Origin of the sequence: Staphylococcus equorum (assembly GCF_029024965.1) — a bacterium.
Classification (GTDB): Bacteria; Bacillota; Bacilli; order Staphylococcales; family Staphylococcaceae; genus Staphylococcus; species Staphylococcus equorum.
Window position 1 is genome coordinate 1,722,171 of the sequence record NZ_CP118982.1, and the last position, 25,546, is coordinate 1,747,716.

Annotated in this window: 23 protein-coding genes; all 23 read right to left on the reverse strand. The window is 33.6% G+C overall.

The genetic code is table 11. The features are described 5' to 3' along the window. Complete coding sequence (locus PYW44_RS08295) at window positions 1-1,308, reverse strand: uracil-xanthine permease family protein (RefSeq protein WP_021338701.1); 1,308 nt, start codon at window positions 1,306-1,308, stop codon at window positions 1-3. 279 nt (window positions 1,309-1,587) lie between these two features. Beyond that, complete coding sequence (gene pyrR, locus PYW44_RS08300) at window positions 1,588-2,115, reverse strand: bifunctional pyr operon transcriptional regulator/uracil phosphoribosyltransferase PyrR (RefSeq protein WP_002507921.1); 528 nt, start codon at window positions 2,113-2,115, stop codon at window positions 1,588-1,590. Between the two features lie 538 nt (window positions 2,116-2,653). Next, on the reverse strand, window positions 2,654-3,571 hold the full coding sequence (locus tag PYW44_RS08305) for an RluA family pseudouridine synthase (protein ID WP_002507922.1): 918 nt from the start codon (window positions 3,569-3,571) through the stop codon (window positions 2,654-2,656). Window positions 3,572-3,583: 12 nt separating this feature from the next. After that, window positions 3,584-4,060 carry a signal peptidase II gene (lspA, locus tag PYW44_RS08310; protein WP_002507923.1) on the reverse strand — a complete coding sequence of 159 codons (477 nt, stop codon included), beginning with the start codon at window positions 4,058-4,060 and terminating at the stop codon, window positions 3,584-3,586. Between the two features lie 557 nt (window positions 4,061-4,617). After that, window positions 4,618-5,091, reverse strand: a complete 474-nt coding sequence (locus tag PYW44_RS08315; protein WP_021338700.1) for a CHAP domain-containing protein — start codon at window positions 5,089-5,091, stop codon at window positions 4,618-4,620. A 4-nt stretch (window positions 5,092-5,095) separates the two neighbouring features. Then, window positions 5,096-5,890 carry a VOC family protein gene (locus PYW44_RS08320; RefSeq protein WP_107518224.1) on the reverse strand — a complete coding sequence of 265 codons (795 nt, stop codon included), beginning with the start codon at window positions 5,888-5,890 and terminating at the stop codon, window positions 5,096-5,098. 213 nt (window positions 5,891-6,103) lie between these two features. Beyond that, window positions 6,104-8,854: an isoleucine--tRNA ligase gene (gene ileS / locus PYW44_RS08325; protein ID WP_021338698.1), complete on the reverse strand. Its 2,751-nt coding sequence runs from the start codon at window positions 8,852-8,854 to the stop codon at window positions 6,104-6,106. Between the two features lie 256 nt (window positions 8,855-9,110). Further along, on the reverse strand, window positions 9,111-9,728 hold the full coding sequence (locus PYW44_RS08330) for a DivIVA domain-containing protein (RefSeq protein WP_021338697.1): 618 nt from the start codon (window positions 9,726-9,728) through the stop codon (window positions 9,111-9,113). A gap of 157 nt (window positions 9,729-9,885) precedes the next feature. Further along, window positions 9,886-10,665: a YlmH family RNA-binding protein gene (locus tag PYW44_RS08335; RefSeq protein WP_021338696.1), complete on the reverse strand. Its 780-nt coding sequence runs from the start codon at window positions 10,663-10,665 to the stop codon at window positions 9,886-9,888. A gap of 106 nt (window positions 10,666-10,771) precedes the next feature. Next, a complete protein-coding gene (locus PYW44_RS08340) occupies window positions 10,772-11,062 on the reverse strand; it encodes a YggT family protein (protein WP_002507929.1) in 291 nt (96 codons plus the stop codon). A gap of 12 nt (window positions 11,063-11,074) precedes the next feature. Next, window positions 11,075-11,671, reverse strand: coding sequence for a cell division protein SepF (locus tag PYW44_RS08345; protein WP_002507930.1), 597 nt, complete (start codon window positions 11,669-11,671; stop codon window positions 11,075-11,077). A 5-nt stretch (window positions 11,672-11,676) separates the two neighbouring features. Beyond that, complete coding sequence (locus tag PYW44_RS08350) at window positions 11,677-12,351, reverse strand: YggS family pyridoxal phosphate-dependent enzyme (protein WP_021338695.1); 675 nt, start codon at window positions 12,349-12,351, stop codon at window positions 11,677-11,679. 17 nt (window positions 12,352-12,368) lie between these two features. Continuing rightward, window positions 12,369-13,157, reverse strand: coding sequence for a peptidoglycan editing factor PgeF (pgeF, locus tag PYW44_RS08355; protein ID WP_021338694.1), 789 nt, complete (start codon window positions 13,155-13,157; stop codon window positions 12,369-12,371). 233 nt (window positions 13,158-13,390) lie between these two features. Next, on the reverse strand, window positions 13,391-14,563 hold the full coding sequence (gene ftsZ / locus PYW44_RS08360) for a cell division protein FtsZ (RefSeq protein WP_002507933.1): 1,173 nt from the start codon (window positions 14,561-14,563) through the stop codon (window positions 13,391-13,393). 29 nt (window positions 14,564-14,592) lie between these two features. Then, window positions 14,593-15,999 carry a cell division protein FtsA gene (ftsA, locus tag PYW44_RS08365; protein ID WP_021338693.1) on the reverse strand — a complete coding sequence of 469 codons (1,407 nt, stop codon included), beginning with the start codon at window positions 15,997-15,999 and terminating at the stop codon, window positions 14,593-14,595. 105 nt (window positions 16,000-16,104) lie between these two features. Next, window positions 16,105-16,992 (reverse strand): cell division protein FtsQ/DivIB, encoded by an 888-nt coding sequence (locus PYW44_RS08370; RefSeq protein WP_021338692.1) that lies wholly within the window; start codon window positions 16,990-16,992, stop codon window positions 16,105-16,107. Window positions 16,993-17,007: 15 nt separating this feature from the next. Continuing rightward, on the reverse strand, window positions 17,008-18,357 hold the full coding sequence (gene murD / locus PYW44_RS08375; RefSeq protein ID WP_002507936.1) for a UDP-N-acetylmuramoyl-L-alanine--D-glutamate ligase: 1,350 nt from the start codon (window positions 18,355-18,357) through the stop codon (window positions 17,008-17,010). Between the two features lies 1 nt (window position 18,358). Beyond that, window positions 18,359-19,324 carry a phospho-N-acetylmuramoyl-pentapeptide-transferase gene (gene mraY / locus PYW44_RS08380; RefSeq protein ID WP_021338691.1) on the reverse strand — a complete coding sequence of 322 codons (966 nt, stop codon included), beginning with the start codon at window positions 19,322-19,324 and terminating at the stop codon, window positions 18,359-18,361. A 206-nt stretch (window positions 19,325-19,530) separates the two neighbouring features. After that, window positions 19,531-21,771: a penicillin-binding protein gene (locus PYW44_RS08385; protein WP_021338690.1), complete on the reverse strand. Its 2,241-nt coding sequence runs from the start codon at window positions 21,769-21,771 to the stop codon at window positions 19,531-19,533. Beyond that, window positions 21,752-22,162, reverse strand: coding sequence for a cell division protein FtsL (ftsL, locus tag PYW44_RS08390; protein WP_021338689.1), 411 nt, complete (start codon window positions 22,160-22,162; stop codon window positions 21,752-21,754). The genes PYW44_RS08385 and ftsL overlap by 20 nt, the downstream gene beginning before the upstream one ends. 14 nt (window positions 22,163-22,176) lie before the next feature. After that, window positions 22,177-23,112, reverse strand: a complete 936-nt coding sequence (gene rsmH / locus PYW44_RS08395; protein WP_002507940.1) for a 16S rRNA (cytosine(1402)-N(4))-methyltransferase RsmH — start codon at window positions 23,110-23,112, stop codon at window positions 22,177-22,179. A gap of 15 nt (window positions 23,113-23,127) precedes the next feature. Next, entirely contained in the window at window positions 23,128-23,559 is a 432-nt protein-coding gene (gene mraZ, locus PYW44_RS08400) for a division/cell wall cluster transcriptional repressor MraZ (RefSeq protein WP_021338688.1), read from the reverse strand. Window positions 23,560-23,707: 148 nt separating this feature from the next. Next, window positions 23,708-25,321, reverse strand: a complete 1,614-nt coding sequence (gene bshC / locus PYW44_RS08405; RefSeq protein ID WP_021338687.1) for a bacillithiol biosynthesis cysteine-adding enzyme BshC — start codon at window positions 25,319-25,321, stop codon at window positions 23,708-23,710. Between the last annotated feature and the right edge of the window lie 225 nt (window positions 25,322-25,546).

Sequence of the window (25,546 nt, forward strand, 5' to 3'; positions counted from 1 at the left end):
TTATTTATTCGCTGGTGTTTCCTTAGGTAAGATAAGATTGAGTATAATGCCTGCTAAAGCTGCTAATGCCATGCCTTCTATTTGCATATTGATACCGACGCCATTTAAGTTAAAGACGAGATTACCAATACCAATTACAAGGATAACTGATGCAATAACAAGGTTACGGTTACTTGCAAAATCAACTTCACTTTCGACTAGCATTCTTAGACCACTTGCTGCGATAATACCGAACAGTAGTATAGATACACCACCCATTACTGGGGTAGGTATAGATGAGACGAGTGCTGTAAATTTACCAACAAATCCTAAAATAATAGCGATAACTGCTGCGCCACCGATGACGTATACACTATAAATTTTTGTGATGGCTAAAACACCAATATTTTCACCATAAGTTGTGCTCGGTGGCCCGCCAATCAAACTTGCAAACATGGTAGAAACACCGTCACCAATAATCGAACGATCTAAACCTGGATCCTTAAAAAAGTTACGTCCTACAATTTTGTTAATGACCATTTGGTGACCGATGTGTTCACTTACAGTCACAAAGACAATAGGTATCAGGACAATGATTAGTCCCATGTGAATGGATGGCGTGTAGTCTTTAAATGGCAAGTACACGTCTGGAAATTGTAACCATTTTGCTTTCGCTATTGGAGCAAAATTGACAAGTCCCATAAATGCTGAAAGGATGTAACCTGTGACGATACCAATTAATACAGGTATCAAGGATAAGAATCCTTTGAAGTACCCTTGCACTACGATTGTTACTATCAACGTGGTCATTGCTACTGCTAAATAACTCAGATTATAGCCTTGCATCTCTGAGGAATTCTCAAACATTGCCATATTAACTGCTGTAGGTGCCAAACTTAATCCTATAACCATAATGACTGGTCCTACAACAACCGGCGGCAATAAATGCATCAACCATGCTGTTCCAGTTAATCTAATTGCTAAACCGATGAGTACATACATTACACCGCTCATGAATAACGCCATCAACATGTCACCTAAGCTATGTGAATTAAGTCCTGTAATAATGGGTGTAATAAATGCAAAGCTCGACCCTAAGTATGCTGGTATCTTTGCTTTGGTAATTAGTATGTATAACAATGTCCCAACACCAGAAGCTAATAACGCTGAAGATATAGGTAATCCTGTTAAAAATGGTACGAGTACAGTTGAGCCAAACATCGCAAATAAATGTTGTGTACTTAGAAATGCCCATTGTCCTAATTTAGGTCTATCTTGCACATCTAATACTGGCTTAACTGTCCGTTCAAACATTGTTTCATTTTCCATGTTTTATGCTTCCTCTCATAAAAAAATCTCTTTACATTAAATTCATGTAAAGAGACTAAAAAGTATATATCTTGATTATTGCTATGTTGAATTATAGCCATTTACATTTAATGACTATAGATAACTCGCAATAAAACAAAGTATATGTGAAGAGGAATGTTATCAACATCGTGCATTTGACAACTATAAATGAATTGCTTACGTATCTAATGGTTAGATCGTAGCTGAAAATTTAAATCCTCTTCCCTTTTTCAGTCTCTCGTACTGAATTAAAAGGTGCTATTCAATTACTACTGCATTTCTATCATCAATTTCTTCAAGAAAAACTGCCACAGCTTCTTCCCTTGCTGTTGGTATGTTTTTACCAACAAAGTCTGCACGTATCGGTAATTCTCGATGTCCTCGATCTACTAGTGTAGCTAAACCTATTTTCTTAGGTCTAGCGTACTGTAACACTGCGTCTAAGGAGGCCCTGACTGTTCGTCCTGTATATAAAACATCATCAATGATAATTACGACTTGATTTGTAATATTAACATCAATTTCATATGCGCTTTCTTCAGCTTCGTTTATTGTCTGTTCTAAATCATCTCTAAATTGAGTGATATCAATTGTTCCAGTTGGCACAAGTTTCTCTTCTATGCGCTCAATTTTTTGTTGAATACGTCGTGCTAAAAATGCACCGCGCGTTTTAATACCTAACAATATTAAATTATCAGTACCTTTGTTATATTCTAAAATTTCATGTGCAATACGTGTCACCGTTCTTTGAATCGCTGCTTCATCCATAATAACTCGTTCTGACATTTTAGGCACCTTCCTTAATTTGATAAATATTTATCTTATTTAATATAAAGAAAACCTCATGTCTTTTTAGACATGAGGTTTAGTTATAAAGTATCATAAACAAACAAGAGATTTATCTTCACTTAACTTAGATGCTTTCTCTTCACAGGGAGTTAACCACTATGTTTCCCATTGCGCGATAAACTTCAGCTACAACAGTGTTCATTTGTCTTCACAAACATACAATATGTTTATGTACCTTATATTAAATCCATGTCTTCGAAGCCTCTCTGGACTTTCATTTAAAGACGATATGGCGCTCTATTAAACTGTCACTATATTACCATGAATATAATTCACTTGCAAGCGGTCAAATAAAATTCAAAATAATCATTTGACGCTATTTCACGTCACTCATATGATAGATTAGGGGCGGGACCTGTATTTTGTCCCAATCTCATAAAAAGCTACTAGGTTCTAATATAGAATTCTAGTAGCTCGTTCTTATATATTAAATTTAAGCCTTCAAAACTTTATATTTCAAATTTACTTTTATTAGTTAGCTGTCACTTTTACGAATATCTGCTAATAATTGTTCAAAATCCTCAGGAAGTGGTGTAGACTTTTCAATATATTCTTGCGTCACTGGATGTTCAAAACCAATGATACCGGCATGTAGCGCTTGCCCGCCAATATTCAAGGTTTTCTTTGGTCCATATTTCGGATCGCCTACAAGTGGAAATCCAATATACTTCATATGTACACGTATTTGGTGTGTACGCCCTGTTTCTAATTCACATTCTACTAAAGTATAATTATTAAAATGCTCTAATACATTAAAATGTGTAACTGCTTCTTTACCATCATCAACAACGGCCATTGATTGACGATCATTTTTATTTCTACCAATTGGTGCCTCTATCGTACCATAATCATGCGGTATATTCCCATGAACAAGCGCTACGTATTTACGTGTCACAGTTTTCTTAACTAATTGATTCACTAAACTACGATGTGCAATATCATTTTTGGCTACCATTAATAGACCAGATGTATCTTTATCAATACGATGTACGATACCTGGACGTACTTCACCATTAATGCCAGATAAATTTTTCATTTGATACATTAAACCATTTACAAGTGTCCCTGTTGAATGCCCAGCTGAAGGATGCACCACAATACCTTTAGGTTTATAAACGATTGCTACATCATCGTCTTCATAATATATATCTAAGTTTAAATTTTCTGGATTGATGTCTGCTTCTACAATTTCTTTTTCAGTTACTACAATATGGTCGTTTAACTTCGTCTTATAATTTGGTTTAATTAGCTTATCATTTACTTTTACAAGTGATAATTTTATCCAATCTTGAATCTGTGTACGTGACCAATCTGAATTGAATTCAGGTAATACTTTGTCGATACGCTGGCCTGCGTCATCTTTATTTTCTATCTTATACTCATGTATTGTCATGCAAAATCTCTCCTATTCTTCGTTCTTCATATCTGTTAACAAAGCGATAATAATTAACAAAACGCCTATCGTCAAACTAGAGTCAGCTACATTAAATATTGGAAAGTTATAACCAAATATATATGTGTCAATAAAGTCAACAACTTCACCGTGTAATACGCGATCAATAAAGTTACCTAAAGCACCTGCAAATAATAAACTAATAGCGATTTGCATTAACAAACTGTGTTTTGCTTCTTTAATATAAAATACAATGAGCACTACGAGTATAATAACTGTAATAATATAGAAAAAGCCCATTTTCCCGCTCATAATACCCCAAGCGGCACCATCATTTCTGTGAGAAGTTATATTTAAAAAGTTGGGAATAACTTCAAATGTTTCTCCAACCTTCATTGAACTAGCAACAATAAATTTTGTGATTTGATCTAATATTAATATAACGATTGTTATGAATAAAGAAATACCAATATAGTACGGACGTTTCATGTCTGTACCTCCTATTCTAATCTCAGTCGCTTTTACAACATCTTTCATTATATCCTAATCAAACTTATAAAAAAAGTTACAGTTTGAATATCTGATAAAAAAGTTACATTATTAATACTAAATCACTAATAATATTCACATATACAATAAGGTAATTTAAAAATTCATCTACAGTTAACAATAAAATGGCGCACCATGTTGCCTATTTTTAATAGTTAATGTAGATGAAATATTTTATGTTCAAGTAGTGACAATATTGTATTGAAACGTCGGCACCTAGTCGAATAGTTCAACATGAGTTGAATACTAAAGGCTGTGGCCGCGGAAAGCATGCAAAAGAACTGCCACAAAATAAAAAACTATATGAATATATTAAGTAAATCTTCCTATTAAAACATAGACATGAGTTATTGAAAACATATTTCATATTATTTTAATATTAAATCAAGGTAACGACTTGTGCTGACTCCTGCGGGAAATGCACGAGCCGAAGACTACAGGCTGAGGCTGTGCCCGCGGAAAGCATGCACAAGTATTGTCTCTAAATACTATTATGTTTAAACACTAGCGTTTTTCTTAGGATGGATATATTTATAATCTTTAACTTCGTCTTTCGTTATAATTCGGTTTGATATTTCAAAAGGCTTGTTATAATTCATTTCACTAACTTCTAATGAACCATTGTCATTTCGTTGTTCAATATAAGCTACATGACCATACTCACCTTCAGTAGTCTGTAAAATGCTCCCTACCTTGGGTGATTGATTGACTTTATAGTCACTTTTTTGTGCATACGATGCCCAATACTTTGCGTCGTTCCATTTCTTCCCTATTTTCATTCCATCTTCTCTTACTTTTTCAAAGACGTAGTGCGTGCATTGTCCTTTAGTATACGTATTATATTTCATTGGATCTAATGACCAGAAATGATTTGTTGGCTCAGTCATATCTTGGTTATCTAATCCTTCATATGCAGCAGCAACAGTAATAATAGCACTTATCGCAAACATCGTACCAAGTCTTTTTTTCATTTAATCACACGACCTTATTATAATTAAATCGAAATTGTATACCATCTGGTCCTGTTAATAATTTGTGCGTAGTCTCAGGGTAATGAAAATCAATAATTGCTAAACCATACGTTCTATTATTCTCAATTCGTTTAATACTAGATAACCAATTATTAACCACTAAATGTTGATGATAACCATTAGAGGATAAGTAAAATGCGCCATCTGTTTCTAATGATGATGTTTCAAGTCCGAAATAATTATTATAGTACTGCTTAACTTTGCTTAAATCAATTGATTTTAAATTCAAATAACCAATAACACTTTCATCAGGTATACCTTGCCATTTTTCATTTGAAGTATACGCTAATAGATTAGGCACGTTAATCGGTTGCGTTTCAAGCACTACTTTTTCACCTTCAAATAACCAGTCTTCAATTGGATTATCAACATAAAATTCTAAACCATTACCTTCAGGGTCTTCTAAATATAATGAGGTTGTCACATCATGCTCCCCACCGTGTACTGGAATACCAGACTCATCTATTTGTACAAGCAAATCTGCAAGGTCTGTCTTAGCAGGTAACTTGATTGCCAAGTGAAATAATCCTGCTTCTGAACGTAACGGCTCTCTGCCCTGTATAACCTGGTTAAAAGTCATAAAATGATTTAAATTACCAATCTCATATTGGATTGTTGAATAAGATTCATTTACCACATTCATACCTATGATGTTTTCATAAAATTGTTTCATTTCATCTTTATCTCTAACATTTAATGTAATGCCATTTACAAAATGCGCGCTTTGACTATGGAACATGTATAACACCTTTCTAAAACTCTAATAAATTCAGTATACTTGAAATCCATTTTTATACATTAAAAAAGCTCATTCAATAGTATTATTTTTATCCATTTCTTCATAATTATCTTAATAGTTCAAACATGAAAAAGGCTATATGCTTTGCGCGAGGCAAAACATATAACCTAATTTAATTATTTCATTTTTATTTCTAATTAATCACACTACGTTTTATACGAGTGTTTTAACGACTTCTTGGCAACGTGGACATAAGTCTTCAAGTTCGCCAACTGAGCCTAGTTCTTCACTATAATTCCAACAACGTTGACATTTTTCACCATGCGCGTGTTCAATACGGATATCACCATATTGATAAGCCACACCATTTTCAACTGATTCCACTACTTCTGCTTGAGAAGTAATAAATAACTGCTGTAAATCAGAGAATTGTTGTAAAAATGATGTTGCATCAAAGTTGTCATTGCTACCGATTACAACTTTTGCTTCTAATGATTTACCAATTACTTTTTCACCACGTGCTACTTCTAATGCACGGTTAACATCATCACGTAAATCCATAAATGTATTCCATCTATCTAAAAATTCACGGTCTACTTCAGCTCGTTCTGGCATACGAGTTAAGTGAATACTTTCTTCTTCAACATGCGGAATATGAGACCAAACTTCTTCAGCAGTATGCACTAAGATTGGTGCTAATAATTTCGTCATATCCACTACAATTTGGTATAACACTGTTTGCATACTACGACGTTTATGAGAATCACGTTCTTCAATATATAAAATATCTTTACCATAATCTAAATAGAAATTACTTAATTCTACGTTAATAAAGTTTTGAACTTCTTGATAGATATCTAAGTAATCATAGTTATCATAATGATCTAAAGTATTTGCTGTAAATTCACGTAGTCTATTTAATAAATATTTATCTACTTCTAATAAATCTGCTTCAGCTAATGCATCAGTAGCAGGATTATAATCATTCACGTTACCTAACATAAATCTTAATGTATTTCTGATTTTACGATACACATCAGAAGTTTGTTTTAAAATTTCATCTGAGATACGAACGTCAGCTAAGTAATCAACACTACTTACCCACAGTCGTGCAATATCTGCACCTTTTTGTTTAACAATTTGATCTGGCACAATAACGTTACCTAATGATTTACTCATTTTTTTACCTGAGCCGTCCATAACAAAGCCGTGAGATAAGAGCATTTTATATGGTGATTTACCTCTTGTCGCAACAGAAGTTGTAATTGATGAGTTAAACCAACCACGGTATTGGTCACTACCTTCAATGTATAAATCTGCTGGATAAGATAATTCAGGACGCCCTTCTAAAACGCCTCTGTGAGATGAACCAGAATCAAACCAAACATCCATAATATCTGTTTCTTTAGTAAATTCACCGTTTGGACTACTTGGATGTGTAAATCCTTCTGGTAGTAAGTCTTTTGCATCACGTTCAAACCAAACATTAGAACCAAATTCTTCAAATAAATCTGCAACATGATTAACAGTTTCGTTTGTCATGATGATGTCACCATTTTCAGCATAAAATACTGGTAGAGGAACACCCCAGACACGTTGACGTGAAATAACCCATTCACCACGGTCACGGATCATATTGAAAATACGTGTTTTACCCCAATCTACTTTAAAATCAGTTACTTCAATTGCATCTAAGATGTCTTGACGAACTTTATCAATAGATGCAAACCATTGTGGCGTTGCTCTGAAGATAACAGGTTTTTTCGTACGCCAATCATGAGGATAACTATGTGTGATAAACTCTAAATTTAATAAAGCATCTTTTTCTTTTAACACATCCGTAATTGCTTTATTGGCTTTGTCATAGAACATACCTTCAAATTGACCAGCTTCTTCTGTAAAGACACCTTTATCATCAACTGGGCTAATTACTGGTAATTTGTACTTCTGACCAACGACATAGTCATCTTCACCATGACCAGGTGCTGTATGCACACAACCTGTACCAGCATCAGTAGTAACATGTAAGCCATTGATAACCAATGAAACTCGGTCAACAAATGGATGTTGTGTCTCCACATACTCTAATTCGCTACCTTTAAATTCTTTTTCTAATTCAAGCGTATTTTCATCCCAGCCTAATGCTTCAACAACATCACTCGCTAAGTCTTTACCGATAATGTATTTTTTACCGTTCACATTATATTGACCATAAGTTAAATCAGGATGTACTGTAATCGCCACGTTAGAAGGTAATGTCCATGGTGTTGTTGTCCAAATGATGAATTTCGCATCTGAATCTACAACGCCTTTACCATCTTTAACATCAAACGCTACAAAGATAGACGCTGAACGTTTATCTTGATATTCAATTTCTGCTTCTGCAAGTGAAGATTCACTTGATGGTGACCAATATACAGGTTTTTTGCCTTTGTAAATTAACCCTTTATCTGCCATTTCGCCAAATAAACGAATTTGTGCTGCTTCATATTCTGGTTTTAACGTGATATATGGATTATCAAAATCACCTTTAACACCTAAACGTTTAAAATCTTTTTTCTGATTTTCAATTTGTTCTAAAGCAAATGCTTCACATTTTTTTCTGAATTCAGCAATAGATAATTCTTTACGTTTAACACCTTTTTTAGTTAGTGCTTGTTCAATAGGTAAACCATGCGTATCCCAACCTGGGACGTAAGGTGCATAAAACCCACGCATTGATTTATATCTAATCATCATGTCTTTTAAGATTTTATTCAGTGCATGTCCCATATGCAAATTACCATTAGCGTATGGTGGGCCATCATGCAAAATGTATGATGGATTCCCTTCATTTTTATCTAACACTTTTTGATAAATGTTTTGTGCTTCCCATTCTTCTTGGATCTTAGGTTCTTTATTTGGTAACCCTCCGCGCATTGGGAAATCTGTCTTTGGCATTAATAACGTTTCTTTATAATCCATTTTATACACTCCTTGTTCCGATTTTCATAATAAATTCAATTCATCCGTACAATAAAAAGAACCCTAAGTTCAATTAACAGGGACGATTAATACCGCGTTACCACCCTGATTAACTCAACTTAGAGTTCTCTCATTGTTCATATATTTTTTTAAAATTACAGTGATATAAACATCTTACATATGAAAGGCTCTCACTGTCCCTAACTCGCTTTGATATGCAAAAAGATGTTTACGCGTCTGTTATTTATATTAATTACTATTTTTTATCTGTTTCAGTATTTGTAGCCTGAGCATCTGCTTCTGCAGTACTATCTGCCTCTGCTTTCGCTTTCATCGCTTTTTCTTCTTCAGTCAAATCATTTTCATGTAAATGATTAATATTTTCTTGAGTTACTTGTTCAGAATCAAGATCATAATTTAATAAATAATCCCAATCTTCACTTTTTAGTAAATCAAGTTGAGCCTCAACTAACATGCGAAAACGTGATCTAAATATTTTTGATTGTCGTTTCATGTCTTCAGTTTGGAATGAGAGACGACGTGCTTTTTCAACCGCATCATTAACAATTTTATTAGCCTCACTTTGTGCTTTAGAAACTGTTGCTTCAGCATCTTTAGTTGCAGCTAATTTCGTTTCTTCCCCAGCTTGTTTCGCATGAATTAAAGCATCACTTACAGATTGATGAACATCTTTATATGACTGTATATTTGTATCTTTATCTTCAATGACTTTCTCTAATTGCTTTTTATCTTCTTTTAAACGTTCAATTTCGTTACTTAGTTGTTCTAAATAGCTTTCAACCTCAGTTGGTTCAAAACCAGTTTTTACGCGTGTAAAGTCTTTGTTTTTTATTTCATTTGGTGTAAAAGGCATGCGTTATCCTCCTTCTATAATACACTATTTTAGCACTGCTTTAAATATCTGAAATAGTGATTTATGTCTATATTTTCTATTTTTTTATAATCATTTGTATGCATTCTTATTGATAGAAATCTAATTTAACTTGTTTATACGTTATATAAGTATAACATTATTTGAATAAAGTTTTGTACGAAATTCTTACTTTATCTTTTTTTGTTTTACCACCAATATCAGTAATCATTGCTCTACCATAACCTTGGATTGACAATAAGTCACCACTATCAAGTTGAAAATCTGTAGCGTCGATCATTGTATGATTGACCTTGACACGCTTTTTATCAATTAATTGTTTAGCAATTGTACGGGATTTGCGAATCATTTCTTTTAAGATGACATCTAAACGCAAACCACTCACAGTAGTTTCATATGTTTGCCAATGCTCTTTTGATTGTATCATATCTTTTATAGGAATAGAATTAAGTTTAACTGTAGCACCCTTAATCCTATTTAGTTCTAACATAATATAAGATTCCAATTGTTTTGTCAAAGTAAATTGAATTGAATCATCCACAATAATATCTCCTAATTGCTCTCTTTCTATCCCTAAAGACATAATTGTTCCTAATATATGTTGATGTTGTAGCGTTACAAACTTTTTAGGATAGTCTATTTCAACCAATACAATTTCAAACAGTTCTTCTTCTGGCACAAGATAATCAGGTGCAACAATAGCCCTTTTGCGTTCTGCATATGGCCCACCAAAGAATGTGACTTCTAAATCATCGTAACTACCCACTATAACACTTATAATATATTGTCCACGTGGGTCTAGAAAAGGTGTTAATATAGGCGCATACTGCTCATTCGCACGGTTACACTTATCCATAAGTTGATCTATTAATTCATGTTCTTCTTTTCTAAAATGCTGGTAAATATCGATGTTAATCACTCCACATACAAGAGAAAGCACCTCGCGTCATACAACGTTAGGTGCTTCTCATTTATTTTATACATTAGTTATAAGTAAACTTAAATTCTATTTAACGTAAATTGATTTAAGCTAAATTACTCAAAATTAAATTAAAAATACTTGCTAAACCTTGTCGGAATAAGACAAGTACAATTATTGCTACAATTGATGATATATCGATCATACCAATTGGAGGAATAATTTTACGGAATTGTTCTAAAAATGGTTCATAAATTTTAGCTAAAAATTGACCGAATTTATTTTCTCGTGCATTAGGTATCCATGACATAAAGAAATAAACAATCATTCCGTAATAATAAATTTGAACCAAGAATAAAATAAAACTAAATATACTTCCTAATAAACCTATATCCATTTATTATTACCTCTATTCACCTTGGTATTCCATATTTTCTATGTGATCTGTAATACTACCAGCGACTTCAATATTATCTGGAGTACATAAGAATATATCTGACCCTACGCGTTGAATGTCTCCACCGATTGCATAAACTGTACCGCTTAAAAAGTCGATAATACGTTTAGCAGAAACTTTATCAATACGCTGTAAATTAACTAAAGTTGCACGACGATTTTTGAGTTCGTCTGCGATATCTTGAGTATCTGAAAAAACACGTGGTTCAAATAAACACATTTTAGAACTTTCTTCTGTAAAACCGAATTGATCTTGTTCTTGATTATTCATATTCACAACGTTCCTTGCATTATTTTTTGATGAAGTGTTATTCATTTGATACTTCCTTTCACCTGAGGATTGCTGTAATCTTGATGACTGCTTTTTGGGAACGGATTGTATGGATCTTTGTCGCTCTGTATTTTCATTATTTTTATATTCATTGAAATTCGTTTGAGACTGCGCTTGTTGCTTGTTTTGTTGTCTACCTTGTTCTTCTTCTGGTGCTTCTAATTCGTCATCTTCTTCTTCAACCACGAAAAATCCACTAAATAAATCTTTTAAAGCCACGGGGCTCACTCCTCTTTTCCTACAAGTTTAGTCCCAATTCTCACAAATGACGCACCTTCTTCAGCAGCTAAATGGAAATCATTACTCATTCCCATCGATAACTCAGTGCATGGTGCATAATTTAAATTGAGCGCTTTAATCTCATCTCTTTTATTCTTTAATGATTGAAATAAGCTTTTTATATATGACTCGTCATCAGTTAATGGAGCCATAGTCATAAGACCAACTACTTCTAAATTTTCATATTGTTCCAATGTTTCAATAAAAGTATTCACATCTTTCAACGCAACACCTTGTTTAGATTCTTCACCTGAAACATTTACTTGAACAAAACACTTTATTTTGTGTTCTGCCCTTTTGTTAATTTCTTTTGCTAATTTAAGACGATCTAATGCATGAAAGTAATCAATTTCATTAATCACTTCTTTTACCTTTCTAGTCTGCAATGAACCAATAAAGTGCATTACTATATCGTCAGGTAAAGCTTCTTTTTTTAGTTGAAACCCTTCTAAACGATTCTCACCAAAATGTCTAATCCCCGCATTATAAGCATCATTAGCTCGGTCTATTGTAACATACTTTGTCACTGCAATCACGTTTGGCAACGTTGAAATATTACCTTTTTCGCAGTGTGTTTTTAATTGTTTTTCAATTTGTTCTAAATTATATTGTACGTTCAAATCTCTACACCTCTTCATTATTGACCGATAAATGCTAACATGCGGCCAGTATTCCCTTTCTCTACTCTATATGAGAAAAATAAGGATAAATCGTCAGATGTCGCATAGTTAGTAATATAAATATTGTCTTTAGGAACACCTGCATTTTCAATTAATAAAGCATTTGCGCGTTTTAAATCAATGCCATGTCTGTCATTGTCTCTTGTCTCAATATATTCATTCATGTCTATCGGTAATGATTCAAATTTTGATTTAATATCATCATTAATTTCATAAGTTGTAGATGTTGCAGGTCCAATTACGATATTCAAATCATTTAAATTAAAATTGATATGGCGAATGACTTCATTCACAATTTGACCGACAGTTCCTCTCCAACCAGCATGTGCCAAACCGATGTAATGATGTTTTTCACTATAAAAATATATAGGTACACAGTCCGCGTAACACATTGTAAGCAGAATATCAGATTCATAGGTATATAATGCATCTACACCATGTAGAGCATCCGTTAAAATATCAATATTCGTGCCTTTATCTTTAGCTGTCACCTCTACAACTTTATTTTCATGCGTTTGTATAGGGAATACCCATTGTTCTCTCGGGTATTGAATTACAGCTGCAAGCTCTTCTTGATGTTGTGTAACGTGTTGTGGATTATCATTAATATATCTAGCCATGTTAAAAGCTGATTTAGGATAGGGACTCAAACCTTCTTCTCTTGTTGTTATACCCAATTTTACATTGCTTAAATGGCTATCCTCATATTTCAATATATGATTATCTTTAATAAATTTATCATGCATACTATGACCCTCCATTAATTAAAACTGTAATTCCTCGCTATGACTTCATATAGGAGACCCGCGACAATAATTTATTCTAAAATTTTAGACAGATATATGATTAAGTTATATTCACAAATAGCAATAAAATTCAAAAAAGTCATCAGATCTTTGGACCTGATGACATCATTGTATTTATTATTGACTACTTTAAGCTTTAAGCCTTATGTATACAAGGCGAGCTAGTTCGAAAATTAACGTCTAGTTCTTCTTGAACGTCTTTCTTCTCTATTTCTGATAAAGCTTGGAATGTCATCTTCATTTGTAGTATGACTTCTGCCTTCACTAGCACTTTCTGATGGTTGAGAAGTATTTGCTGTATTTGATGCAAATGAATCTTCTTTTGAACTGTTACTACTTGTTGCGCTTGTACCGAAACCAGTATTTGAAGCTTTACGTGCTTGTGATGAAGGTTTATCTTCAAATCCAGTAGCGATAACTGTAACTACAATTTCGTCTTGTAATTCTGGATTAATTACAGTACCGAAGATCATATTTACATCTTCATCTGCTGCATCTTGTACGATGTCAGCTGATTCTTGTGCTTCGAAAAGTGATAGTGACTCTCCACCAGTGATATTCATAAGTACACCCTGTGCACCAACGATTGAAGTTTCTAATAATGGTGACGAAATCGCCTTTTTAGCTGCTTCTACTGCGCGGTTTTCGCCAGAAGAAACACCAATTCCCATTAATGCTGAACCTTGGTTAGACATGATTGTTTTCACATCTGCAAAGTCAAGGTTTACTTCACCTGATACTGCGATTAAATCAGAAATACCTTGAACACCTTGACGTAATACGTTGTCGGCTTCTTTAAATGCTTCCATCATAGGTGTTGATTTATCAACGATATCTAATAATCTGTCATTAGGAATAACGATTAATGTATCTACAGCTGCTTTCATTGATTCTACACCAGCTGCTGCTTGTGTTTGACGCTTACGACCTTCAAAACCAAATGGACGTGTAACGACACCTACTGTTAATGCTCCCATTTCTTTAGCAATTTTTGCTACGACTGGAGCAGCACCAGTACCAGTACCGCCACCCATACCAGCAGTTACGAATACCATATCTGCGCCTTGGATAGCATCTTCAATCTGTTCACGAGACTCTTCTGCAGCTTTTTTACCAATGTCCGGGTTAGCTCCAGCGCCTAAACCACGTGTTAATTTTTCACCAATTTGGATTTTAGCTTCAGCTTTAGACAGGTTTAAAGCTTGTCCATCCGTATTGATTGAAATAAATTCAACATTATTCATACCATGGTCAATCATACGGTTTACAGCGTTGTTACCGCCGCCCCCTACACCGATGACTTTCAACGTCGCTAAATGATTAAATCCTTGTTCAAATTCTAACATTTATATTTCCTCCTAGTTTTAATGGCCAATCAATCGAATAGAGATTTCATAAGTTTTTTGAATTTACCTTCTTCTTTGTCCTGAGGTTTACGTTCTTCATCTTGGTTGACGTCTACTTTTTCGTCGTATTCCTCAGGTGCTTCTGGTTCTTCCATTTCAGAAGCTGACGTTTGTGGCTCTTCTTGTTTGTTTGATTTTTTCTTGAACCAGTCAAATCCGCTTGATTTTGTGCTATGTTCTCTTTCATCAGATTCGATGACTTCTTCTTCGAATTCTTCACTGTCATGATTACTAATTGTAACATAATCTAGCAATTCGTCGAAAGTAATGCTACTAGAAATTGTTGAAATTGCTGAAGAAAATTCAGGTTTTCTAATGCCCATTTGTGACGGTGTATGAATTCTTACTTTTTCACTTACCATATCTTGTAGTAATTCTTTAACACCTAATAGGTTTGCCGAACCACCAGTAACAACGAAACCGCCGTTAACTTTAGTAAGTCCTAGCTCTTGTAATATATCAAAAACATTAAAGAAGATATCTTCAACACGTGCTTCAATAATATCTGCTAAATCTTTTTGAGTAAATTGAGCTTCTTCTTCACTATCCACTTGGTCTACACTAAATACGTCATGATCAGAAGCAGATTCAAAGAAAGCGTGACCATATTGATGTTTAATCTTTTCTGCTGTTTCATAAGATGTGTTTAAGCCTTGCGAAATATCTTCTGTGATATCTCGACCAGCCATCTCAATTGCCTCAGCATCAACAAGCTCGCCACGTTCATAAAATGCAAGTTGTGTAATATCTTCACCGATATCGATGATACATGTACCTAGCTCTTTTTCAGTAGCTGATAGCACTGAACCATAGTTATACGCATCTGAATACACATCTAATACATCTACGCCACAAGATTCAACACATTTAATCATATTGATTAAAATTGATTTTTGAATTGCAATAACACCAGCTTCTACTTTCAAACCATGTCTAGCAATTAATTCTTTTGGATCTGAAACTTCATTTTCCCCATCAACAATAAATTTAATCGGGAATGCATTTATAATTTCAGTTTCTGGCACATCATTTTTTTCACGAATACCTTCAAGCACACTTTCAATATGTGTACCATTCAATTCTGTATCTTCATAAAATTCTATTTCATTTACTTCATCAAATACTTCAGTTCCGACTATTGGAAGTTTTAAAAACACTTCTTTAATATCTACACCTGAAGCAATAGAGGCTTTTTTGATTGTATCTTTTACCGCTTGTTTAGCGATATCGAAATCATCAATAAGACCATTTTTAATCCCACTTGTGTAGGTCTGTCCTGTACCTATCACATTTATACCATTGTGAAATTTTTCGCCCACTATCGTTTTAACGCTTGATGAACCAATATCTATACTTACATAATAATGCTCTTCCATAGATAGGCACCTCCTGACAATAACTTATTCAAGTTCACACTATTAACAGTTTACAATACGTTTTGATGCTTGTGAACTATAAACACATGTATTTGTCGAAATTTTTTAATTATTTTTATCTGATTCTTTATTTATTTTGTTTAATGCACTTTGTAACTCATCTTTTGCTGCATCTGTTTCTGTTGTTTGTTCGTCTACATTTTTGTCACTTGCTGATTTTGTTTCATTACCACCACTATAAGGAATAAATGATGCACCTACTGATAAATCAATATATCCTGACTTTTTCAATTCGCCTGATTCATCACGTTCTAGCGATTGAGACATTTGCGGATAATATTTCATTTTATTAGCAATCGTATTGAGATTACCAAGAATTTGAATATCATCAGATGTGAATAATTTGATTTGATTTTGTAAATTTTCTTGAGGATCATATTTAATTTCTGCAATCATACCTCTTACATTTGCTGGCATTTTTGCAAGTTCATTAATAATTTTTTCTTTCTCCTCTTTTTCAAATCCTTCTAAAATGGGTCCATCATCCGTTGCATTACCATCATAGTTTTTCAATTCTGTACCATTTTCTAGAATAGGCACGTAATTATCTTTCTTTTTCGTCATTCCAACAATTTGATTTTCAGAGATCTCAACCGTTAATTTATTAGGCATTTGTTTCGTGATTTTCGCGCTTTTTATCAATTTGTTTTCTTTTAATTTATCCGTCGCTTTTGAAGTGCTATATGTGTACATTCTAGAGTTGTCTTTAACATCAATTGCTTTATTGATTGCACTTTTGGAAACATTATCATTGCCTTTTATTTCCACACTACTTATCTTACTTAAAGGCGTGAACATATATATAAGAATCAAAATGATAATAAATAACAATACACCAAATACTGAATATTGAATTTGCTTTTGTCGTTTTCGACGTTTTGCTCGTTTTTCTTTTAAGTATTCAGAGTCAAATTCACTTACTTTATTAGTCATTCATTTTCACACCCTTTAAAAAGAAGGTAAGTGCGCTTGGAAACTTTTTATAAATTTATTTCCACGCTCTTCAAAAGTATTGTATTGATCCCAACTTGCACAGGCTGGAGATAAAAGTACAACGTCATTTGGCTCTATAGCGTCTTGTATTTTATCGACTGCGTCTTGTACATCAGTCGCTGTTATTACGTATTTGCCCTGACTTTCACCTAGTTTCACAAATTTACTTTGTGTTTCTCCAAATGCGACCATCACCTTGACGTTTTTCATATAAGGAATAAGTTCATCAAAATCGTTACCACGATCTAAACCACCACACAACCAAATAATTGATTGATCAAATGAATTTAGTGCAAATTGTGTTGCAAGTGTATTGGTTGCTTTTGAATCATTGTAATATTTATTCGTTTTATTTGAACCCACATATTGTAATCTATGTTCAATACCAGAAAATGTAGTAAGACTATCGATGATTGCTCTTACTGATATACCAGCTAAAAGTGCAGCTAACGTCGCTGCAAGTATATTTTCTAAATTATGTTCACCTGGTAATACTAAATCGTCTTTATGAATAATTCTAAATCCTTGAAACACAATAAAACCATCTTTTACATAAATACCATCAACTTCTTGTTGTGTAGAAAAATAATAGGTTTTGGCACTTAATGATTCCGATTCAATTAAATGACGTTGGTGATAATTACAAATTAAATAATCGTCCTCTGTTTGATTTTTATAAATTTCTTTTTTAGCATTTTGATAGTTCTCTAACGATTCATGGTAATCAAGATGTGCCGAATATATATTTGTAATAATAGCAATATGCGGCTTGTATCGATCTATACCAAGTAGTTGGAATGAAGATAGTTCCGTAACTAAATAATCATTTGCTGTAACCTCTTGAGCTACTTTAGATGCAACATATCCAATATTCCCTGATACTTTACCTGTTACTCTGCTTTTTTGAAACATATCTCCAATTAATGACGTTACTGTAGTTTTACCATTGGTACCTGTGACACCAATAATAGGTGCTTCTGATATCAAATAACTCAATTCAACTTCTGTTAAGATTTTCAAGCCTTTTTCTACTGCTGCTTCAAGTAAAGGTACAGTGTAGGGTATTCCAGGATTTTTAACTATAATAGGATTACTATCAAGTAAAGACAATGGATGTTCTCCACCAATGACTTTAACCCCTCTATTTTCTAAATCTTTGGCATGTGAATCTTGGCTTAAATCTTTGCCATCATTAACTATGACATTCGCGCCCAACTTACTTAACAACTTCGCTGCTTCATAACCACTTTTCGCTAATCCAATTACTAATACATTTTTATTTTCTAATCCTGTATATTTCAGCAATTTAATTCACTCCAATCCATAGGCCAATTAGTCCTGAAATCAAACCTACTGTCCAAAATACCGTCACAACTTTCTTCTCATTCCAACCAACTAATTCGAAATGATGATGTAATGGTGACATTTTGAAAATTCGTTTTCCTGTTAATTTGAAAGATGTAACTTGAATAATTACTGATAAAGTTTCTGCAACAAACACGAAACCAATAAAAATGAGTGATAATTCTTGATTTAACATAATTGAAATTGTGGCAAATATACCACCTAACGCCAAGCTACCTGTATCTCCCATAAATACTTTAGCTGGGTTTAAATTGAATGGTAAGAACCCAACTAAAGCAAAAATCATAATAATACAGAACAGACCGATAGAGGTAGCACCTTGGAAATAAGCCATAATTGCATACATAACAAATCCAATTATAGACAAACCAGTTGCTAGTCCATCTAAACCATCTGTTAAATTCACTGCGTTTGAGAAACCTACTTGCCAAAACACAATGAATATTACATATGCAATAGATAGTGGTATTTCTGTATTCGTAAATGGAATATGTATTCCTGTAGAAAAATCAGTTAAATTAAACGCTTGGCTCAAAATGAAGAAGATGACTGCTATCGCAATCTGTGCTAAGAATTTTTGTTTACTTGTTAACCCTTCATTGTTCTTTTTCACAACAATGATGTAATCATCTATGAATCCGATTAAACCAAACCCTATTGTTACAAATAATAGTAAAATAATTGGATTAGGATTTTCCATAAAAATAATTGCGAGTATCGAAGTTACAATGATACTAATCAAGAAAGTAAGTCCACCCATTGTAGGTGTGCCTGTTTTTTTCATATGACTTTGCGGGCCCTCTTCCCTAATACTTTGCCCAAATTTCATTCTTTTTAATGTTGGTATCAATACTGGGACTAATATAAAAGTGACTAAAAGTGCAATAATTGCGAGTAAATAAACCATATTATGCTCCTTTATATATTTAATTGGATTATTTCTAAGTGCTAAGTGGCTACAGTATGTATAGAGGTAAGTAGCTTTATCAGTTATTTAATTAACGTCATACGCTACTAAATACTGACAAGCTCCTATTTGTGAACACCTCATAATCATGAAACAAATATTCTAACATGATTTAAAATTGAATTCAGAAGTTGTGCTAATTAAATTTATTCTTTATCTTCTTTATTTTCTTCATTGTCTTTAGATTTTGATTCGTCATCAGCTGTTTCTCCATTAATTTCTTCAGAAGACAACGTTACTTCTATATTATCTTTTTTACTTATCTTTTGACCTTCTGTTATCGATTGCTCTGAAACAAATCCACTACCTTTAGTAGTTACTTTTGTATTCGTAAGCTTTTCAAATGCAACGACTTCTTCTTTAGTCCAGCCGGACATGTTTGGCATCGTAACATCGCCATCAGTCAATAATAACACTCTACTATTAGGCAATACTTCTTTATCTGCAGTAACAGATTGTTTTGTGATTTTCTCACCGTCACCTATAACAATAGGTTCTAGAGACTTACTATTCACTTTGTCTTGTGCTTTTTGTGTTTCTTGGCCTTCAACGTCAGGCACTTTGCTGTATTTCACATCTGATTTGTCTTTCGAATTTTTATCGCCGACGTTCAGATATTTCAACGTGTTCTCCATAATTGGTTTAAAAGCCTTACTTACACCACTTTCATAAGCTTCTTGGTCATTTTTCTGAGCTAAACTCATACCAGCATAAACGACAACTTCTGGGTCATCTTTTGGTGCATCACCGATAAAGCTTACGAAATATGGATTTTCACCCTCTACGTATCCACCATTATCTGGATCCGCTACTTGTGCTGTACCGGTTTTACCTTCTATTTCATACCCATCGATTCTATAGTTTTTAGCATTACTCTTTTCGCTGTTGACAACCTTATCCATTTCAGTACGTACTTTTTTAGCGGTATCTTTTTTGATTGGTTTACCAGCGATTTCTTTTTCACCTTTGTAGAAAGTATCATTACTTACAGGATTAGATACACTATCTATAAACCATGGTTTCAACATATTACCTTCATTATAAAACGCTGATTGCGCTTGTAACATTTGTACTGGTGTTACAGTCGTTGATTGACCAAATGCAGATGTTTTTTGCTGTGCTTCATTATCCCATGCAATGTCACCAGTAGCTTCACCATCAAACATGCCGTTCGTTGATTCACCGAATCCAAATTTTTCATACCATTCTTTCATCTTATCTGAACCAACTAAATCTTGTAAATGCATCATTAAGGTGTTTGAAGAATATGTGAACCCAAGTGACATTGGTATTTCTCCCCAACCTACTTTGTTCCAGTCGGAAATTTTTGAGCCCATGACTTCTTTAGGTTCTGCTGTATATTTTTTATCTGGCTTAAATTCTCCTTCTTCAATTGCTGCTGCTAAACCAAAGTTTTTAAATGTGGAACCTGGTTCATACGTATTTTGATACAAATCATTCGCCCACTTTTTACCAAAATCTTCACCAGTTTCTGGATTGAACGTAGGTCGTTGACTGTAAGCGAGAATTTCGCCTGTATCTGCATCCATGACTACAGCAAATAAATCTTTCGGTTTATAATGCTCAACCATTCCATCTAGTGCTTCTTCAACAAAGACTTGAATATTGGAATCTATCGTTAGATGGACATCATCACCGCGTTGTGGCGTTTTCTCTTTTTTAGTATTCGGCGCAATATAGCCCCAAATATCATGAATATAAGATAATGCACCTTTTTGTCCTGATAAATAACTATCGAATATCTTTTCAACACCCATAGCACCATTTAATTCACCCGTATCAGCATCTTTTTGTGCTATTCCAATAAGATGTGATGCAAAGTTACCATTAGGATAGAAACGTTCAGTTTCTGGATAAAGCGTAACTCCAGGTAAATTCATTTTCTCTATCTTTTCTTTTTCTTGATAGGTTAAATCAGAACCTTTTTGTCCAAATTCAACTTGAAATGCTTTCTTGTTATCCAATCTTTTCTCAATATCTTCTTCAGACATGTCTATCACTGTCGCTAATTTTTTTGCAGTTTCTTTTTTGTCTTTAACATGTTTCGGTTTCTCGCTACCTTCACTCGCTTTTTTATCAACAATGGCAACGACTTTATATCTTTCTACGTCTTCTGCTAGTACTTTTCCATTACGGTCATATATTTTTCCACGTTCAGGCTGCTCTTGGCTTTGGACTAAATATTTTTCGTTTGCCTTCATTATTAAATCTTCACCGGAAGAGTGACCTGTCAACATAATATATGAGTATCTTAAAACCAACGTAAAAAAGAGCAGTCCAAATCCGAGAACGAGTAGGACTGCCCCTATTTTACTTTGTTTAATTAAAAAGTTCGGTTTTTTAAATCTAATTTTTCGCTTCGCCATTATTACGCACTACCTTTACATTGTCGTTCTTAAGGCTCATTCCTTCGTCTTTTGCCTTATCGTAAATGCGTTCATATGAAGAGTTCTTTTTAATTTCAGATTCTATTGCGCTGTTTTCACTTGATTGTTGTTCGATTTTAGTATCTAAATCTGCAATTTTTCCTCGAGTATCATACGCATCCATTTTTAAAGATAGCATATAAATACTTATTAAAGCAATTACTGTTATAAGTCCTATGTATAACATTTTCTCAAACTTTGTAAGTTGAACTACTACTTTGCGTTTTACGGTTTTGGTTTTAGGTTGCGTTTTAGGTTGTTTCCTCGGCTGTGATTCGGGAATCTGTTGTTCTGATCCATTATAAGGTTGATAAATCTTCTCTACTGCCACTCATCATTCACTCCTTATTTCAATATTTCTGCAACACGTAACTTCGCACTACGCGCACGGTTATTATTATCTAGATCTTCTTCAGCAGCGGTAATGGGTTTACGGTTAACGCGTTTCAATTTAGGCGTGTACGCTTCAGGTATGACTGGCAATCCCCGTGGAACATCTGGACCTTTTTCATATTCTTGAAACATTTGTTTGCATAATCGATCTTCCAATGAATGGAAAGTTATGACTGAAATTCTACCATCAATTTTCACTGCACCTATCGCTTGTTCTAGCGAATCTTCGAATGAAGATAATTCATCATTCACTGCGATTCTAATTGCTTGGAAAATCCTTTTTGCAGGATGACCACCTTTTCGTCTAGCTTTTGCAGGTATACCTTCTTTTATTACATCAACGAGTTCTAACGTTGTTTCGATTGGCTTTTGTTCTCTGTTCTGTTCTATACGTCGGGCAATTTGTTTTGAAAATTTTTCTTCACCATATCTATGAAAGATTCTGACTAATTTTTCAAATTGCCAATCATTTACAACTTCATAAGCTGATAACGATTGTGTTTGATCCATCCGCATGTCTAATTTGGCATCGTTATGATAACTAAACCCACGTTCAGGTACATCCAATTGTGGACTGGACACACCTAAGTCGTAGTAGATGCCATCTACTTTTTCAATATTCAAATCATTTAAAATTTCAGTTAATTTTCTAAAGTTGCTATGGACAAAGGTCACTTTATGTAAGTGTTCTTTCAAAACTTCTTTAGCATTTTCAATCGCTGTTCTATCTTGGTCGATTGCTATAAGCCTACCTTCGTCACCCAATTGATTTAATAAATAGAGAGCATGCCCTGCGCCACCTAATGTACAGTCGACATAGACACCATCTTCTTTAATATTTAAATAATCAATGGTTTCTTTAAGCATAACGCTGACATGATGAAACAAATTTAACTCCTCCTATTAAAACTCAAAATCAATCAGGTCTTCAGCAATATCTTCGAAACTATCTTCAGATTCTTCATAGAAACTGTTCCAAGTTCCTCTATCCCAAATTTCAATACGATTTGAGACACCTATTACTGTACATTCCTTACTTAAGTTAGCGTATTGTCGCAAATTTTGCGGAATGTTAATACGCCCTTGTTTATCTAATTCTACTTCTACGGCTCCAGAGAAGAACATACGCATAAATTTACGGGCGTCCTTTTTAGTCATTGGTAATGTCTTCATCTTCTCTTCGATAATTTGCCATTCTTCCAAAGTATAGCCAAACAAACATTTGTCAAGGCCTCGGGTGATTATAAAACGCTCATTTAAGTCATAGCGAAACTTGGAAGGCACTATCATACGTCCCTTTGTATCCAACTGATGCTCGTATTCTCCCATGAACATTTATAATCACCTCACCTTCTCATATATATAATTTACCACATCTCACCACTATCCTCCACTAATTATACAATTTTCACCACAATTTCTTATTCAACGTAAAAAAAACCCGATTCATCATAATGATGAATCGGGTGCACCCTTACTGCCTCTAAGGTTTTATTATAATATGATCAAAAGTGTAAGAAAGTGGTGGATAAGTGGAGGGACTGAACACATTCATCCCAAAATCATTCATAATTTGTAAAGGGTTCCATATTCTTTCTTGCAATCCTTCCATTGGATGAAGTGCGCCACTTAATTCTTTGAAATGTTTCATACTAATTTCATTTTCTCGTTCTATATTTAATAAATATCTATTTATCAAATAATCGTATTGCTTTTGATGAATTGAATTGTTTTTTTCTAATAACAATGTATTATCATTGTTGCCTTTTACTTCTGATTTTAACGATTGATATAGTGTTTCTTGTTGTGCTTTCATTGATTCGATTTGATCAATAAATGCTTGAGATGCTTGTGCTCTAACAAATTTTTGTTTTTCATCTTCAATTCCATTTTCGATAATTTGGTTTTTATCCAGTTGATATTGTGTTAATAATTTTTCAATTCTGTGATTAATATAAGTAATTCGCAAGCGTGGTAGGACGATTGGCATTGAAACATCCAACGTTCTAAACACATCACTCAATTCAGTCCAATACTTTATTTCACTTGGTCCGCCAATAAAAGCAACAGTATTAAATAACCATTCTTCCATTACAGGTCTTGTTACCACATTATTTGAAAATCTTTCTGGTTCAGAATCTACTATACTTAAAACCTCTTGGGGCGTCATTGTCTTATCTGATTTATTCAAATAGAATTGTCCCTCTTTGAATGTTAGTAATTGTCTCATATTGTCTTCGTGTAAAAACAAATGCACATTTGTATCTGTTTGAATCATTTGCTCTAAACCACTATTTGTTGTTTGTGTTTGTGTTTTCCTAAAGGCTGCATCAACATCAAGATGATTTTCCACAATCTTTCTAATCAACGGTTGCTCTAACCGACGTAGTTCAGGATCATTAGCATCTATCATTAATAAACCATATGTTTTAAACACTTCATGTAGCAATGCTTTAAACATATCGGACCAACTATCATGTGCATCAATAATATTACGGCACATTTCAATTAAAGGTCGTGAATGTTCAGTTTCATTCAGTTGTTGGAAAAATTGATTCAAAGTTTCTTTAAGTTGGGCTTTATCAGGATTATAATGTGAGACGCTTGCTTCAGGTGGCTCCATTGTATGATATTTGATTTTATGTAACTTAGCATCTTGATTATTGTATGCATAAGTATGATTTACTTCGTCAAAATCATGGTCTTCCCCTGCAATCCAAAACACAGGTACAATATGTTTGTTATAATCTTTAGATAGTTTTTGGCTTAGCGTAATAATAGAAAATATTTTATGGAATGTATACAAAGGTCCACCAAATAAACCTGCTTGTTGTCCACCAACAATTACTTTTGCGCCATTACTTAATAATTTAATATTACTTTCTTGTTCTTCAGTCAAAGATAAATCACTCATATAGTTTTCAATCACTTTTGCTAATGCAACTTCTCTTCCATTATTTTCACTAAGAAGTCTGTGTTTATAGTTCTTCTCATCCATTGCATCTAAATGATAGAACTGAGCTAGTGTTGAATCACTTTGTTTAATTTTTGAAATAAATTGATCTTTTTCGTTAAGTTTCGTAGTCATACAATCCATTCGTAATTCTCCTTATGTTACTCTATTCCTAATCAGTATAAAGTTTATGTACTATATTGACAATTTAACGGCTTAAAATAACCTGTATTTTTTACTTCTTTAATTCAATGTATATACTATAATAAACGATTTTTGAAAAATTTAAAAAAAGTGTGTTTATGTATTTGAAATAAGTATCGTATACAGACCATTTTAATAGTATGTTTCGCGTCATCATTTTTGTGA